Raw genomic sequence first — 14,337 nt, forward strand, 5'->3', positions numbered from 1 at the left:
AAGATACCTTCACTTTATTCTATTTCAATGCCCATACTTTTATATTCATTGAGCTTATTACGCAATGTTCTGACGGAAATTCCCAGCAATTCGGCAGCCTGCGTTCTGTTTCCGCGTGTCACTTCCAAGCCTTTTTTAATCATCAGCCGTTCCACTTCGTGCAGCGGCATAAGGGCTCCGGAAAATTCACCTGCACTTGTCTCCGAAGAAACTGCTGAAGAGCTCGGAGCGGAAGAAACAGCCTCTTCCGAATTTTCTTCCGTTATTTCAAAATCCCCCTGTTCCTGCTCCGCAAATTCATCCTCTTCGAACAAAGGCCAATTATCGGCATCAAGCAGAAAATGGGCGGAAACAATGTCTTTTCCCGCGGCAAGAAGGACAGCCCTTTCCATGAGGTTTTGCAATTCACGGACATTTCCGGGCCATTCATATTTTTTCAGCCAAAGCAGCGCTTCCTGTGAAAATTTCGTTTGGGGCAGCGCATACTCTTTTGTGTACATTTCAAGAAAGAATTGGGCAAGTTCAACAACATCGCCGCCGCGTTCCCGAAGGGCGGGCAAACGCAAAGGAATGACATTTAAACGAAAATACAGGTCCTGACGGAATTTTCCCTCTTTAACCCAATCCTCCAAATTTCTGTTGGTCGTTGCGATAACGCGCACATCAACTTTAACCGTTTCCGTTCCGCCGACTCTGTCGATTTCCCCTTCCTGCAAAGCACGCAAAAGTTTCGCCTGCAGCCCCAGTTCCATTTCGGAAATTTCGTCAAGCAGAAGAGTGCCGCCGCTCGCAAGCTCGAATTTGCCGATTTTTCGTCCTATCGCTCCTGTGAAGCTTCCTTTTTCATGCCCGAAAAGTTCGCTTTCAAGCAAATGTTCAGGAAGCGCGGCGCAGTTTATGGCAATGAAAGGTCCCTTCGCCCTGTCGCTCCATGCATGCAGATTTTTGGAGAACATTTCCTTACCGGTTCCGGATTCCCCATTGATCAAAACAGTCGCTTTCGACGGCGCGACCTGCTTCGCAAGGGCCAAAACCCTCCGCATGGCAAGGCTGCTGCCCACGATTTTCGGAGCGGGCGTTTTTACTTCACTCTGCTTGTTTTGAACCGGGGTTTTATTGTCAGGCAAAGCTAAAAATTTTTCAAGAACAAGCGGATCCGTCCAATAGTCGAAAGCCCCCAGTTCCATGAAATAACGGGCTTCGTCGGGCGTGCCTTTTTCAGCCAAAACAATGATGCGGGGATAGGAAACAATATTTTTTGCCTCTTCAAAAAGCTCTTCGACTTTAAATCCGGGCAGGCTCGGACGGCTGATTATGTATTGCGGAGAAGAAGATTCAATAAAAGCAGACGCTCCTTTAGCATTTTCCGCTAAAGAAGCTTCGATTTCTGCGCTTCGCAGTTGTGGAAAAATTCGAGTTACAGCAGATGCTGGTGTCAAAAATAATACACGTTTTAAGCTCATGGAAAAAATATAGTATAAAAAATTATTTCTTGCAAGATTTTCTCTTAGCTTCCAGCCGGCAAAATATGCCTCCGGCGCATTTTTTCATTCAGTCTAAAACGCATTTTGAAAAATCAAGACACATGATCCCCATATTTTGCAAATCGCGGCAATTCGTTTTTGCAATTTCATCTGTCTGGGCGGAACAGCAATCCGTAAGCACTGTCGTATGAAAATCATGGCAAAGGGCGTCAACCGCGGTTGCACGGATACAATTCGGATACTGCGTTCCTGCGACAAGCAAATGGGTGATGTTTTTTTCCCTCAGTAGCTGCAGCAAATTTGTTCCGAAAAACGCACTGAAACGGGGTTTTACGACAACCGCGTCCTCCGCATAAGGAGCCAGTTCCTGCACGATTTTCGCACCGTCCGTTCCTGCGATACAAAAACCTTGCCCTTTTTGAAAAAGGCTTTTGCGAAAAATTTCCGCATTATCCCCATTGGTATCATAAGCGCGGATAACATGGAAAACGGGAATATGTTTTTCATGACAAATCCGCATGGCGTTTTTTATGGCGGGAACTGTGGCTTTTGCTCCTTTCACCGCTGTTTTTTCCGTCAAAACAAAATCATTTTGCATATCAACGATAATAAGCGCATATTTTTTCATAAACGTATCTCCAACAAAAAAACATAAAAAAACGATACAAAAAAAAAGCCCTGCGAAGGGCTTTTCGTTATTTCAGCTGCGCAAGCAGAGTATCTTTTATGCTGTCAATGGAACCGCTGCCTTCAAGGGCGATATACACGGTCTTGCCGGCGCTTTTTTCCGCGACATCCTTAAAATAATACGCTGCCGCCAAGGTGCCGTTTTCCGTATTATAATAAATATCATGGCGTTTATTGATCGCGTCTTCATTTTGGTCGTCAGCCCGTGCGGAAAGTTCTCCGCCGCAAACACGGCAAACATCGCCGTTCGGCTTGATCGCGTCAATAAAGATATTGTTAGGGTGGTTATTGTTGTTTTTGCAAAGCCTGCGTCCCATAATGCGGTTACGGGCAATTTCACGGGCAAGCACGATTTCGACCACATAATCCAAATGCATGCCGGCTTTATCAAGCGCTTCTTTCAATTTGCGGGCTTGCTCCATATTGCGGGGAAAACCGTCCAAGAGCCAGCCTTTATTGCCTTTTTCTTTCAAAATTTCCAAAATCATAGGAATAGTGATTTCATCGGGAACAAGCTCCCCTCTATCCATATATTCCTTGGCTTTTTTGCCCAATTCGGTGCCCTGTCCGACATGCTGACGGAAAACCGCGCCGGATTCGATATGGGCGACACCGTATTTTTCCATAATAAGGGCACCTTGCGTGCCTTTGCCACTGCCATTCGGTCCAAAAATAAGAATATTCATACGCTTCCCTACTTTGATTGAAGTTTCAAATATAAATCCCCCTGCCATTTTCCGATCTTTTTCCCTAAGCCGCGCAAACGCATGGGCTTTCCGGGAACGAAATCTTTTGGCAGAGTCAATTCTACGGTTTGCAATTCATTTGTCAGTCCAACCCGGAACTGTAAACGCATTTTCACTCCGGGCTGCAATTTGGCTGCCGGAAAAAATAATTCCAGCTCCTCATCAATCTGATTTTTAAACCAGGAAGAAATACCTTTTTTTATTCCTTCCAAAGGTTCGGCACCCGCCTTGATGATGGCTTGGGGAATACTGTTTTCCTTATTAGCAGAAATTTCTTGTTCTGTAAAATAATCTTTTTGACTTTTTTCTTCTTTATTCCGATCGCTCTGGCTGTTCTGCCGCGAAGCATTCACATTGGTATAAGCCGTATCCTGCGACGTGCTCGCCTCCGCTTTTTCCTCTTTTGCGTTTTCTTCCGGCTGCTGATGAACTTTCTGTTCAAAATTTCCTGTATATTTATTGTAAATAGGTACGCCGAACGCGTTATACGCATTATTGGGATTTTTATATTGGACCTGTTCCTGATTTTTGTTTTGATTCTGCGCATGGGCTTGGCTTTCACGCTCTTTGCGCACTTCTTCCATTTGTTCGATAATCAGTGTTTTAAATTCCTGGGCTTTTTCTTCCAATTTTTTAATAAGATTTAAACGCTCTTCCTCTTGTTTCGCTTTTATTCTCGCTTCTTCCTTATCTATTTCTTCCTGCAGGCGTTTCCGGCGTATCTCTTCGCGCCTTGCCCTTTCACGGGCTTGGCGGCGTTCCATTTCTTTGCGTTCGCGCTCAATGCGTTCTTCACGTTCTTTTTCCTTACGCTTTCTTTCTTCAGCCCTTTTTTGTTCAGCCTGCCTTTTTTCTTCTTCAAATTTTGATTTTCTTGCTTTTTCGGCATTAACAAACTGGGCTTTGGCGGAATTTTTCTTCGCCTGACTATCCAGATACGTGATGACAGTCACATAGGCTTCATTCACACGCTGAAATTCCATGGCGGCATTTTCATTGTCCGGATGCAAATCAGGATGCAAAGCAAAGGCGCGCTTACGGTATGCCTGCTTCACTTCGTCAATACCCGCACTCCGCGCAACGTCAAGGAGCGCATACGCTTCCTGCAATGTTAATGTGTTCTTCGCCATTTTTTCCCTGTTCCGCGCCCCTTACTTCAATTCAGGCAATTCATTTTCATCAACAATCAATGCGCGCCCGTCAACACTCTTATCCTTGCAAAGCAAACCGTTGTTCTTTAAATACGCATAGCCGTCATGGGCGAAAAAAGCATGCGAAACGGTTTTCACAATTCCGGGACAATCCTCTTTCGCCATGGCGAAACTGAATTCATCAATCAAATTTCCGCGAAAATACGGCCAAGCCCTGCAAACATCGGGACGTGCCTCATGAATTGTGCAGCCCCGCCCCTCTTCAAAAAAATAGCAAAAATCGTCTTCACCTGTGATCAGAACAGGCTTGCCGTCAAAAATTTCCGTATACCGCGCCAAAAAATCTGCTTTTTCCATATTAAAATAAACAAGCAAACGCGGCAAATCCCTTTGCCCCACAACAATACCGCCCCGTCCATGGCAACAATGCCCGCAGCGCCGGCAAGAAAAACTTTTTTCCGACATGATCAGTTACCGAAAACCCGCTTATGCTCTGTTTCAATACACGCATCTTCAACCACGACAACCCCTTCTTTCGCCATGAGTTCTCCCGCCTCCTTATTGCCAATACCAAGCTGCATCCAAAAAACTTTCGGACGCCACGGCAAAGCCAAAATTTCTTCAGCATGCTCAAGACAAGCTTCAGACGTTCTGAAAAAACAGACAATATCAGGAACTTTAGGCAAATCCTGCAAAGAAGCATAGGTCGGCAAGCCCCAAACATCTTTCCGCACGGGGTGCACCGGCAAAACTTCATAACCTTGCCCTATTAAATACCGCCCCACATGTTCCACGGGAGAACCTGCCTTATCTTTAGCCCCGACAATGGCGATGACGGAGTTTTCTTTAAACAAGCGTTCCAGCTGCGTATCAAAAAGCATGTTTCCTCCTGCATGGTATCTGCTTTTTATCCATATCCTTTATTAAAAAAAGTTTCAATCTTTAAATTATCCCGTGCTTGATTATTGCAAAAAAACGCTAGTTGGCATAATCAAACAAAAAATACCATTCAAAGGCAGCAAACAAAAATGCACATACCCAAAAACGAACATATCGCCCGGCTGAAAAACATAAAAACTCGTATCTGCGAAAAACACCCGCAGCTCAGCGGTTTTTTCATTTTTTCACGGATTAATATCTATTATTTTACAGGAACGCCCGCCAACGGCGTTTTATACGTTCCCATGAACGGCGAACCGCTTTTGTTCGTGCGGAAAGGATTTGAAAAAGCGAAGCAGGAATGCCCGTTTGAACATATTTACCGCTACACGTCTTATGCGGAAATCGAAACCGTTTGTGCGGACTTAGGCTTGGCGCTTTCGGAAAATGCTTTGTACGGAATGGAAACAGCGGGGCTTACCGCCCAGCTTGCAATGCTTTTTTGCAGTAAAATCAAAGCGTTTTCCCAAAATATCCCCGCTGCGGTCGACAATGAGATAAAATATGTCAGAAGCATAAAAAGCCCCTATGAATGCGAAAAAATACGCGAAGCCGGCAAAAGGCAGGCTCTAGCCTTGGAAAAAATCCTGCCTTTTTATCTGAACGGCATACTGCACCATACCGTACCCCGTCCGCCTTCCATTCTTGAACAATACGGCAAGGAGCCCGCTTCACGATACGGACAAGACCCGTTCATTCTGTCAGAAAAAAATATAGCCAAGCACTGCGTACAAATTTACACGGAATTGGAGCATGGCTTTTTATGCCGGATGTCAGCGCACGGCGAAGAAATATTTTACGGACATGTCGCCTGCGGCGATAATTTAATCGCTCCGACCTATTATAACGGCGCAATGGGTTTTCAAGGCCTGCACCCTGCCTTGCCCTGTCTGGGGTCGGAAAAGGTTTGGCAAAAGGGCGAGCCGCTTTGCGTTGACATGGTGTTCAATTACGAAGGATACCATACGGACAAAACCCAATGCTATTTCTACGGACGGGAACAGGATTTGCCGGACGAAGCGAAAAAAGCCTACGAATGCTGTTTTGCCGTTCAGGAGCTCGTGCTGCGGCGGCTAACACACGGCGCCGTTCCGGAAGAAATATGGTCCGAAACCTTGAAACTTGTGGAAAAATTTAACTTTACAGAACAATTCATGGGTTATAAACAAAACAGAGTGCCTTTCCTGGGGCACGGCATCGGGCTGTCTGTCGACGAATTTCCGGTCCTTGCCAAAAATTTTAAAGAACCGCTGCAAAATTCCATGATCATCGCCTGCGAACCGAAAATCGCCCTGCCGAACTTCGGCATGGTCGGCATAGAAAACACGTTTGAACTTATTGACAATACGGTAAAAAATATCACATCCGCCCAAGACGGAATTATTTTTATCTCTTAAAAGAGGCTCCTATGAACATTCCTAAAAAACCGGATTATGCGAACCCTTATTTTTGGGTGGAATTTCCTGATGAAGACAATATGCGCAGCCCGAAAACGGAAGCGGATGTTTTTTTCGTACACGGCACGGTTCTGCACAGCAAAACGGAAATATATTACGACACATACGACGAGGAACAACGCAGACTGCCCTTGCGTCCCCGCATGACCCATGCGGGCGTCTATAAAAAAACATGCCGTATTTTTCAGCCCCATTACCGGCAAGTCAGTATGGAGGCGCATTTAAACGACTTGGCGACCATCAGAAAATATTATGAAATTCCTTTTGAAGATGTTCTGCAAGCCTATTCCTTTTTTAAAGAAAACTGGAACAAAGACAGACCGCTTATCTTGGCAGGAAACAGCCAAGGCTCTTTTGTGCTTTTGGAACTGCTTAAATATTTGGCGCATACCAAGCAATTACCCGAAAACATGGTGGCGGCATATCTCATCGGGGCAAGCGTGGTTCCCAGCGACCTTGAAAAAATCGGACTGCCCCTTTGCCAGAGCCCGACAGATTTGAATTGCATCATCGCTTACAATGTCTTGGCAAAAGGCGCCGTCAAAGGCTTTACCGTTTTTCCTGACGCCCTTTGCGTCAATCCGCTTTCCTGGAAAAACACCGAAGAAATTGCCGACAAATCCTTACACTTGGGCTTTGTCGAAACAAAGGAAGACGGAACGCAGCTTATCCGTAAAAACGCCACAAACGCTTGGATAGACAAAAAAATCGGAGCCGTTATCGTGGATATTTACGATATTGAAACAGCTCCGCCGCGGGAATATTTTCCGAAAGGAGATTTGCACAGCTACAATTATCCGCTCTTTTTCAAAAATATCGAGGCAAACGTCGAAGAGCGGATTTCAGCATACCTGAAAAACAGAAAAAATTAAAATAAAAATTTTTCACTTGCCAAAACAAAAAAAATAACCTAGATAAATTCAGTTATTCACCAAACACATTTTCACAGCTGCTTGGGGTCCCGAACAACCGAAAGCCACACAAAAAGAATAACTGTGTCATTTCAAGAAGATAGCAATATCAGGGTGCAAAGCATTGGGTGAAAATGGAAGAAAAAAACCCTTGGAGGAATTATCATGGCTTATGTAAGCATGAAACAAATGCTCGAAACCGGTGTGCATTTCGGTCACCAAACCCGCCGTTGGAATCCAAAAATGCGTCCTTACATCTTCGGCGCCCGTAACGGTGTGCATATCATCGATTTGCAGCAAACAGTAAAACTTTTCCGCACAGCCCACGACAAAATCGTTGAAACCGTGGCGAACGGCGGCAAAGTTCTTTTCATCGGCACAAAACGCCAAGCACAGGAAGCCGTTGCGCAGGAAGCCGAAAGAGCTGGCCAGCCATACGTAACCAACCGCTGGATGGGCGGCACCCTTACCAACTTCGTCACCATTCAAAAAAGCGTTGACCGCCTTAAGAAATTGGAACAAATGTTCGCCGACGGCACAATCAACCGCTATTCAAAAAAAGAAATCCTCACTTTCCAACGTGAACTTGACAAACTCAACCTCACCTTGGGCGGCATTAAAAATATGCAGGGCATTCCGCAGCTTGCTTTTGTTATCGACCCTCACCGCGAAGACATCGCCATCAAAGAATGCCGCAAGCTCGGCATTCCCGTTGTCGCCATTACCGATACCAACTGCGATCCTGATGTCATCGACTACATTATCCCCGGAAACGATGACGCAATCCGCGCAATCAAACTTTTTGTAGGCGCAATGGCGGACGCTTGTCTTGAAGGCGCCGCAATGGGCAAAGACGGCGAAGTCGTCGACTTGGAAACCATTGCCGCTAAAAACGAAGCTGAAGCAGAACAAGCTGAAAAAGCCGAACAAGAAACCGCTGAATAGTTCTTGTCCTGACAAATTTACAGTGCCGTAATCTTTTTTACGGCACTCTTTTCAACGTATAGCAATAATTGGAGATATACAATGAGCCAAATTACCGCTTCCATGGTGAAAGACCTTCGCGAAAAAACCGGCGCAGGCATGATGGACTGCAAAAAAGCGCTCCAAGAAAGTGGTGCCGATATTGAAAAAGCTGTTGACTGGCTTCGTCAAAAAGGTCTTGCAAAAGCTGCAAAACGTGCAGACCGCGCCGCCGAAGAAGGCATCATCATCCTCAAAACCTCCGGTGACAACAAAAAAGCCGTTGCCGTTGAAGTGAAGTGCGAAACCGACTTTGTCGCCCGCGGCGATAAATTTATTGAATTTGCCAAAGATGTTGTCGAACACGCTTTCGACAATTTCACAAACGATGTTGAAGAAATGCTCAGCCACAGTTTCAGAGGCACGACCATGAAAGAAGCTATCGGTGAAGCCGTTGCCGCTATCGGTGAAAACATTCTTCTCGGCAAAGCCCACAAAGCGGAATGCTCCGAAGGCGTTGTCGGCGCTTATGTCCACTCAAACGGCAAACTTGCCGCCTTGGTTGAAGTCCGCACCACCGGCAACGAAGCAGCCGCTCTTGAATTTGCCAAAAACGTGGCAATGCAAGTTGTTGCAACAAGCCCTATCGCTCTTAGCGCCGAAAGCGTCGACCCGGCTCTTTTGGAAAGAGAACGCGAAGTTTACCGCAACAAAGCAAAAGAAGAAGGCAAACCCGACAATATTATTGACAAAATCGCAGACGGTGCTGTGAAAAAATACTGCAAAGAAATTTGCCTCATGGAACAAGCCTATATCCGTGATGACAAAATGAGCATCGCCGATTACCAAAAACAAGCTTCCAAAGAAGCCGGTGCCGAATTTACCATTATCGGTTTCCAACGCATTGTTCTTGGTGAATAATTCAAGTTTTTGCTTGAAATTTTATAAAAAATAAGGCAGGATTAACCTGTCTTATTTTTTATGTGAAATAAATAAAAAAGATTTATGGTAGAAAAAAAAGCCAAACTGACTGCCCTGATTATTGTTTTAAATGGAGAAAGGACTATTGGTTCTTGTCTTCAATCTTTGGCTTTTTGTGACAACATTGTTGTTATTGATTCTTTCAGCACGGATAAAACAAAAGAAATCTGTCAGGAACACAAAGCGTTTTTTGTTGAAAACCCGTTCAAAGGCTATATGGAACAAATCCGGTTCGGTATTGACTGGATACAAAAAAACGCCCCCTCCGAATGGATTTTTTTCTTGGACTGCGACGAAATCTGCTCTTTGGAACTCAAAGAAAAAATCCAAAAAGCCCTTGCCCACAATTCGCCCGTTTCCGCCTATCAAGTTTCCCGCCTCACATGGTACTATGACAGGTTTCTCCGCCACGGGGGCATGTATCCTGACCGGCTGTTCCGTCTTTTCAAACCGGAAGCTATCGAAATATCCCAAAAAAACGGGCACCCTGTCTATATTCCCACAAAGGAACACGGCATTTTAGACGGCGATTTGCTTCATTATTCTTATGAAAGTTTCAGGCACCAAATGCAAAAAATCAACGGATATGCGACACGCGGCGCAAATTCCATGCGGGCGGAAGGAAAAAAAGGAGGGCTTGCAAAAGCGCTTTTCCACTCCTTTTGGCGTTTTTTCGCCATGTACGCTCTCAAAAAAGGCTTTTTAGACGGAAAAGCCGGATTTATCAACGCCTGTCACATCGCTTTTTATACATTTTTAAAATATATCCGCATAGACGAAGGAACATGGGGCAAACCTTTTGTCCAAAGTCTGTCAGAGTTAGCAACCAACAAACAAAAAAAGGAAAAACAATGAGCAAGTTAAAGTATCGCCGTATTATGCTGAAATTGAGCGGTGAATCCTTAGCTGGTGAAAAAGGCTTTGGTATCAATCCCGAAACAGTGACTGCCATTTGCAAAGAAATTGCTGATGTTGCCGATATGGGGCTTGAACTTGTCCTTGTTATCGGCGGCGGAAATATTTTCCGCGGCATTTCCTCTTCCGCCAAAGGAATGGAAAGGGCGACGGCTGACTATATGGGCATGCTCGCCACAATTTTAAATGCCATGGCAGTCCAAGACGCCCTTGAAAAAATGGGAAAACCCACCCGTGTTCTTTCCGCTATTGAAACAACGGAACTTTGCGAACCGTATATCCGCCGCAAAGGACTCAGCCACTTGGAAAAAAGCCGTATCGTCATTTGTGCCGGCGGAACGGGAAACCCCTATTTTACGACTGATACCGCTGCCGCCCTGCGCGCCATGGAACTTCGCTGCGAAGCTATCATCAAAGCCACGCGTGTTGACGGCATTTATGATAAGGACCCTGAAAAACACAGCGACGCCGTACGCTTTAATCGCATCACGTACAAAGAAACCCTTGATAAGGAACTGAAAGTTATGGACGCAACGGCGATAACGCTCGCCCGTGAAAATAAAATGCCTATTATTGTTTGCAATATTTTAGGCGGCAATATAAAAAAAGTTATCTGTGGTGAAAACATAGGAACAATTGTTGAAGGAGAATAATATGGATATGGATAAAGATACACTCATGCTTGACGCAGAAGAACGTATGGAAAAAGCGCTTCTCGCTCTTGATAAGGAATTTGCGAAGCTCCGCACGGGACGCGCCTCCACGTCCTTGGTTGACAATATCAAAGTCGATTATTACGGAACACTTACCCCAGTTCAGCAAATGTCAACAGTATCTTGCCCTGACAGCCGTACTGTGACCATTCAGCCTTGGGATAAGGGGGCAATGGCTCTTATTGAAAAAGCAATCTTAAATTCCGACCTTGGGCTGAACCCGCAAAACGACGGTAAAGTCGTGCGCATTTCCATTCCGCCCCTTACCGAAGACCGCCGCAAGGAGCTGGTGAAAGTCTGCAAAAAATATACTGAAGAATCAAAAGTGGCTATCCGCAATGTTCGCCGCGATGTTAACGACGGCATGAAAAAACTTGAAAAAGATAAGGTGCTCAGCGAGGACGAACTCAAAAAAGCCATGGACGACATTCAAAAAATAACGGATTCCTATGTTGCCAAAGCTGACCAAAAAGCGGCTGCAAAAGAAAAAGAAATTATGGAAATTTAAAAAGGCATGGCTCTTTAGCCATGCTTTTTACAAGGATTTGAGGAAATGACACTACCAAAGCACATAGCTATCATTATGGACGGCAATGGCAGATGGGCGAAACAAAGAGGGCTTTCCCGGAGCGAAGGGCATTTGGCAGGTGCAAATACGGTTGAACTTGTTATAAAAGAATGTTTACGCCATAAAATTCCTCATCTTTCTTTATATAGTTTTTCCACGGAAAACTGGAATAGACCGAAAGAAGAAGTTGATTATCTTTTTAACTTGTTTTGCCAATTCGTTGAAAGCAAACTCCCCCTGATGCTTGAGGAAAACATACGGTTTTCCATGATCGGCGACAAAAGCGAATTGCCGGAAGAAGCGCAAAACGCTTTGGAAAACGCCATTGAAAAAACAAAACATTGCAAAAAACTGGAATTAACGCTTGCCATCAACTATTCCGGAACACAGGAAATCCTCCATGCTGTCCGCCAAAGCGTCGGTGAAATTCTAAACAAAGAACAGCATAAGGAAAAAATTCAAGATCTTATTCAAAAAAATGAGAGTGAAGCCGTTATTTCCTATCTGACTTCGCTTTTTGACAAAAATCATTATACAGAGCAAAATTTACGCAATAACCTCTATTTGCCCTATTTGCCAAATCCTGATTTGATTATCCGCACAAGCGGAGAATTGCGGCTCAGCAATTTTTATCTGCTCCAAGCAGCCTATTCTGAATTTTATTTTACAGAAACGTTTTGGCCTGATTTTTCCGAACAGGATTTTGAAAATGCCCTTATTGCGTATCAAAACAGAAATCGCCGATTCGGAAAAATTGACAAATAAGGATTCATTATGGCTGAATCAAAATTTTCTGCAGTAAAAACACGGATAAGAACAGCTCTTATTTTAGTTTTAATTCTTTCGATTGTCCTGTATTTGGGTGAAACAGCAATTTATGCGTTCATTTGCCTTGTTTCTTTGCTTGCCCAATGGGAATTTCTTTCTCTTTTTTATCCCGGAAAAGAAAAACTGCATTTTAAAATTCTTTTTTGCGGACTTGGAGTTTTCCATTTCCTCCTTTCCTATTTTTTACCTGCCTTCCCCCTTGTTTTCAATATCTGCGCCGTCGCCCTCATCAGCGCGTTTACCGCCCTTGCCGGCTTCACCCATGAAAACGCTTGGGACAATATGAAAAAAGCGGGACTCGGCTTTATCTCATTCATCTATCTCCCTGTTGTTTTCAGCTTTATGAGCAAATTTTCCCTTATGCAGCAATTCCTTGTCTTACTCATTCCCATTGCTTCCGATACGTTTGCCTATTTTGTGGGGATAGCCGTCGGCAAACATAAGATTTGGGTTTCCGTCAGCCCCAAAAAAAGCGTTGAAGGCTGTGCCGCAGGTTTGCTCGTTTCCATTTTGATACTGCTCTATTTCGCCTATTGCCAGCATGTTGTCACCGCCCCGTTCCCTCTTTTGCTGCTCTTAGGCATCACGTTAGGCGTATTGGCGCAGCTTGGCGATTTTTTCGAATCAGCCCTCAAAAGAACCGTTGCTATCAAAGACTCCGGAACGCTTCTTGCCGGACACGGCGGAGTATTGGACAGAACGGACAGCCTTCTTTTCACCATTACGGGCTTTGAACTTTTCACACTTCTTTTAAGTGTTTTATAATCATGCAATATATCAGTCCGCTCAATACTGTTCCGACAACTTTTCCCAAAAAAATCGCCCTTATGGGGAGTACCGGAACGATTGGCTCGAACGCTTTGGCGGTTATCCGGGAAAGCAAGGAGTTTTTTCAGGTCATTGCCCTTGCAGGCGGAAAAAACATTAAGAAATTGGCGGAACAAGCCAATGAATTTACGCCTCCATACCTTGCTTTGCAATTTGAACAAGACATTCCGAAATTGAAGGAATTGCTCAAACCTCGTTACGCTCCCATAATTTTACACGGCAAACAGGGCTATTCACAAATAAGTTCCTTGCAGGAAACCGACATCGTGCTTTCCGCCCAAGTCGGCGCGGCAGGGCTGGCGGCGACGGTTTCCGCCGTCAGCGCAGGCAAACATGTCGCTTTGGCCAATAAGGAATCCCTTGTGCTTGCAGGCGGCTACCTCCGCAAACTCGCCCATGAGAAAAACGCCAACATCATTCCGGTTGATTCGGAACATTACGCCCTTTTTCAATGCTTAGCCCCGCATCTTGCGCAGGCGGACACAGTAAAATCCCTTATTCTTACTGCATCGGGCGGTCCTTTTCACGGCAAATCCAAAGAATTTTTGGAACACGTCACCGTTGAAGACGCCCTCAAACACCCCAACTGGAAAATGGGGGCAAAAATCACAATCGATTCCGCAAGCCTCATGAACAAAGGTTTGGAAGTCATTGAAGCCTGCCATTTATACGGCGTCAATTTGAAGCAGGTGGAAGTCGTCGTCCACCCTCAATCCATCATACACTCTTTGGTTTCCTGGCAAGACGGCTCAATCACAGCCCAACTGGCGACGCCGGACATGAAATTGCCCATTTGCGCGGCTTTTTCCTATCCCGGCATGCTGACCCAAAAAAATAACAGTGTCGCAAGTCTTGACTTAACGGCGCAAGGACTTAATTTTTATAAACCGAACAAAGAGCTTTTCCCCTGTTTGGATTTGGCATACCAGGCTTTTGTCCAAGAATTGTGCATTGAACTCAATGCCGCCAATGAAATAGCCGTTGAACGCTTTTTGCAAAAAGACATCCAATTTTTGCAAATTCCGCAGCTCATTCATGATATGCTTTGCCATGCCTCAAAATTGCCCAAAATATCATTGTTATCCCATACCATTGAAACGGCATTGAATAGTATTGAAGAACGCGACGCACATATCCGCGAACAAGCCAAAAACTGGCATTAACCT

At 44.9% G+C, this 14,337-nt stretch carries 16 protein-coding genes; 10 read left to right on the forward strand and 6 right to left on the reverse strand.

Features of this window, described 5'->3' with window-relative positions; genetic code table 11:
* Positions 1-14: 14 nt before the first annotated feature.
* From JBF11_RS05195 to JBF11_RS05220, 6 genes are all read right to left on the reverse strand, one after another.
* The gene (locus JBF11_RS05195; RefSeq protein ID WP_334314446.1) at positions 15-1,463 is read right to left on the reverse strand and encodes a sigma-54 dependent transcriptional regulator; all 1,449 of its coding nucleotides are present in this window, start codon (positions 1,461-1,463) and stop codon (positions 15-17) included.
* Between the two features lie 88 nt (positions 1,464-1,551).
* Positions 1,552-2,112 carry a cysteine hydrolase family protein gene (locus tag JBF11_RS05200; protein WP_334314447.1) on the reverse strand — a complete coding sequence of 187 codons (561 nt, stop codon included), beginning with the start codon at positions 2,110-2,112 and terminating at the stop codon, positions 1,552-1,554.
* 67 nt (positions 2,113-2,179) lie between these two features.
* Positions 2,180-2,857 carry an adenylate kinase gene (locus tag JBF11_RS05205; protein WP_334314448.1) on the reverse strand — a complete coding sequence of 226 codons (678 nt, stop codon included), beginning with the start codon at positions 2,855-2,857 and terminating at the stop codon, positions 2,180-2,182.
* A gap of 8 nt (positions 2,858-2,865) precedes the next feature.
* Positions 2,866-4,047, reverse strand: a complete 1,182-nt coding sequence (locus JBF11_RS05210) for a J domain-containing protein (RefSeq protein ID WP_334314449.1) — start codon at positions 4,045-4,047, stop codon at positions 2,866-2,868.
* Between the two features lie 21 nt (positions 4,048-4,068).
* Positions 4,069-4,533, reverse strand: coding sequence for a YkgJ family cysteine cluster protein (locus tag JBF11_RS05215; protein WP_334314450.1), 465 nt, complete (start codon positions 4,531-4,533; stop codon positions 4,069-4,071).
* Between the two features lie 2 nt (positions 4,534-4,535).
* The gene (locus tag JBF11_RS05220) at positions 4,536-4,949 is read right to left on the reverse strand and encodes a CoA-binding protein (RefSeq protein WP_334314451.1); all 414 of its coding nucleotides are present in this window, start codon (positions 4,947-4,949) and stop codon (positions 4,536-4,538) included.
* Between the two features lie 147 nt (positions 4,950-5,096).
* Here JBF11_RS05220 and JBF11_RS05225 point away from each other — a divergent pair, with 147 nt between their 5' ends.
* From JBF11_RS05225 to dxr, 10 genes are all read left to right on the forward strand, one after another.
* Positions 5,097-6,404: a M24 family metallopeptidase gene (locus JBF11_RS05225; RefSeq protein ID WP_334314452.1), complete on the forward strand. Its 1,308-nt coding sequence runs from the start codon at positions 5,097-5,099 to the stop codon at positions 6,402-6,404.
* A gap of 11 nt (positions 6,405-6,415) precedes the next feature.
* Positions 6,416-7,336, forward strand: a complete 921-nt coding sequence (locus JBF11_RS05230; RefSeq protein ID WP_334314453.1) for a DUF3089 domain-containing protein — start codon at positions 6,416-6,418, stop codon at positions 7,334-7,336.
* Positions 7,337-7,540: 204 nt separating this feature from the next.
* Positions 7,541-8,320: a 30S ribosomal protein S2 gene (gene rpsB / locus JBF11_RS05235; RefSeq protein ID WP_334314454.1), complete on the forward strand. Its 780-nt coding sequence runs from the start codon at positions 7,541-7,543 to the stop codon at positions 8,318-8,320.
* 81 nt (positions 8,321-8,401) lie between these two features.
* Complete coding sequence (gene tsf, locus JBF11_RS05240) at positions 8,402-9,259, forward strand: translation elongation factor Ts (RefSeq protein ID WP_334314455.1); 858 nt, start codon at positions 8,402-8,404, stop codon at positions 9,257-9,259.
* Between the two features lie 84 nt (positions 9,260-9,343).
* Entirely contained in the window at positions 9,344-10,174 is an 831-nt protein-coding gene (locus JBF11_RS05245) for a glycosyltransferase family 2 protein (protein WP_334314456.1), read from the forward strand.
* Complete coding sequence (gene pyrH, locus JBF11_RS05250; protein WP_334314457.1) at positions 10,171-10,887, forward strand: UMP kinase; 717 nt, start codon at positions 10,171-10,173, stop codon at positions 10,885-10,887. The genes JBF11_RS05245 and pyrH overlap by 4 nt, the downstream gene beginning before the upstream one ends.
* A gap of 7 nt (positions 10,888-10,894) precedes the next feature.
* On the forward strand, positions 10,895-11,455 hold the full coding sequence (frr, locus tag JBF11_RS05255) for a ribosome recycling factor (RefSeq protein ID WP_334316316.1): 561 nt from the start codon (positions 10,895-10,897) through the stop codon (positions 11,453-11,455).
* A 45-nt stretch (positions 11,456-11,500) separates the two neighbouring features.
* A complete protein-coding gene (gene uppS, locus JBF11_RS05260; protein ID WP_334314458.1) occupies positions 11,501-12,280 on the forward strand; it encodes a polyprenyl diphosphate synthase in 780 nt (259 codons plus the stop codon).
* 9 nt (positions 12,281-12,289) lie between these two features.
* Positions 12,290-13,108, forward strand: coding sequence for a phosphatidate cytidylyltransferase (locus JBF11_RS05265; RefSeq protein ID WP_334314459.1), 819 nt, complete (start codon positions 12,290-12,292; stop codon positions 13,106-13,108).
* Positions 13,109-13,110: 2 nt separating this feature from the next.
* Entirely contained in the window at positions 13,111-14,334 is a 1,224-nt protein-coding gene (gene dxr / locus JBF11_RS05270) for a 1-deoxy-D-xylulose-5-phosphate reductoisomerase (protein WP_334314460.1), read from the forward strand.
* The last annotated feature ends 3 nt before the right edge of the window (positions 14,335-14,337 follow it).

The organism is Taurinivorans muris, from assembly GCF_025232395.1.
GTDB classification, from domain to species: domain Bacteria; phylum Desulfobacterota; class Desulfovibrionia; order Desulfovibrionales; family Desulfovibrionaceae; genus Taurinivorans; species Taurinivorans muris.

Coding starts and splice junctions, on each gene's coding strand:
- JBF11_RS05245 (WP_334314456.1), top strand. CDS start 9,344: ATGGTAGAAAAAAAAGCCAAACTGACTGCCCTGATTATTGTTTTAAAT.
- tsf (WP_334314455.1), top strand. CDS start 8,402: ATGAGCCAAATTACCGCTTCCATGGTGAAAGACCTTCGCGAAAAAACC.
- rpsB (WP_334314454.1), top strand. CDS start 7,541: ATGGCTTATGTAAGCATGAAACAAATGCTCGAAACCGGTGTGCATTTC.
- JBF11_RS05205 (WP_334314448.1), bottom strand. CDS start 2,857: ATGAATATTCTTATTTTTGGACCGAATGGCAGTGGCAAAGGCACGCAA.
- dxr (WP_334314460.1), top strand. CDS start 13,111: ATGCAATATATCAGTCCGCTCAATACTGTTCCGACAACTTTTCCCAAA.
- JBF11_RS05265 (WP_334314459.1), top strand. CDS start 12,290: ATGGCTGAATCAAAATTTTCTGCAGTAAAAACACGGATAAGAACAGCT.
- JBF11_RS05195 (WP_334314446.1), bottom strand. CDS start 1,463: ATGAGCTTAAAACGTGTATTATTTTTGACACCAGCATCTGCTGTAACT.
- JBF11_RS05230 (WP_334314453.1), top strand. CDS start 6,416: ATGAACATTCCTAAAAAACCGGATTATGCGAACCCTTATTTTTGGGTG.
- pyrH (WP_334314457.1), top strand. CDS start 10,171: ATGAGCAAGTTAAAGTATCGCCGTATTATGCTGAAATTGAGCGGTGAA.
- frr (WP_334316316.1), top strand. CDS start 10,895: ATGGATAAAGATACACTCATGCTTGACGCAGAAGAACGTATGGAAAAA.
- JBF11_RS05200 (WP_334314447.1), bottom strand. CDS start 2,112: ATGAAAAAATATGCGCTTATTATCGTTGATATGCAAAATGATTTTGTT.
- JBF11_RS05220 (WP_334314451.1), bottom strand. CDS start 4,949: ATGCTTTTTGATACGCAGCTGGAACGCTTGTTTAAAGAAAACTCCGTC.
- uppS (WP_334314458.1), top strand. CDS start 11,501: ATGACACTACCAAAGCACATAGCTATCATTATGGACGGCAATGGCAGA.
- JBF11_RS05210 (WP_334314449.1), bottom strand. CDS start 4,047: ATGGCGAAGAACACATTAACATTGCAGGAAGCGTATGCGCTCCTTGAC.
- JBF11_RS05225 (WP_334314452.1), top strand. CDS start 5,097: ATGCACATACCCAAAAACGAACATATCGCCCGGCTGAAAAACATAAAA.
- JBF11_RS05215 (WP_334314450.1), bottom strand. CDS start 4,533: ATGTCGGAAAAAAGTTTTTCTTGCCGGCGCTGCGGGCATTGTTGCCAT.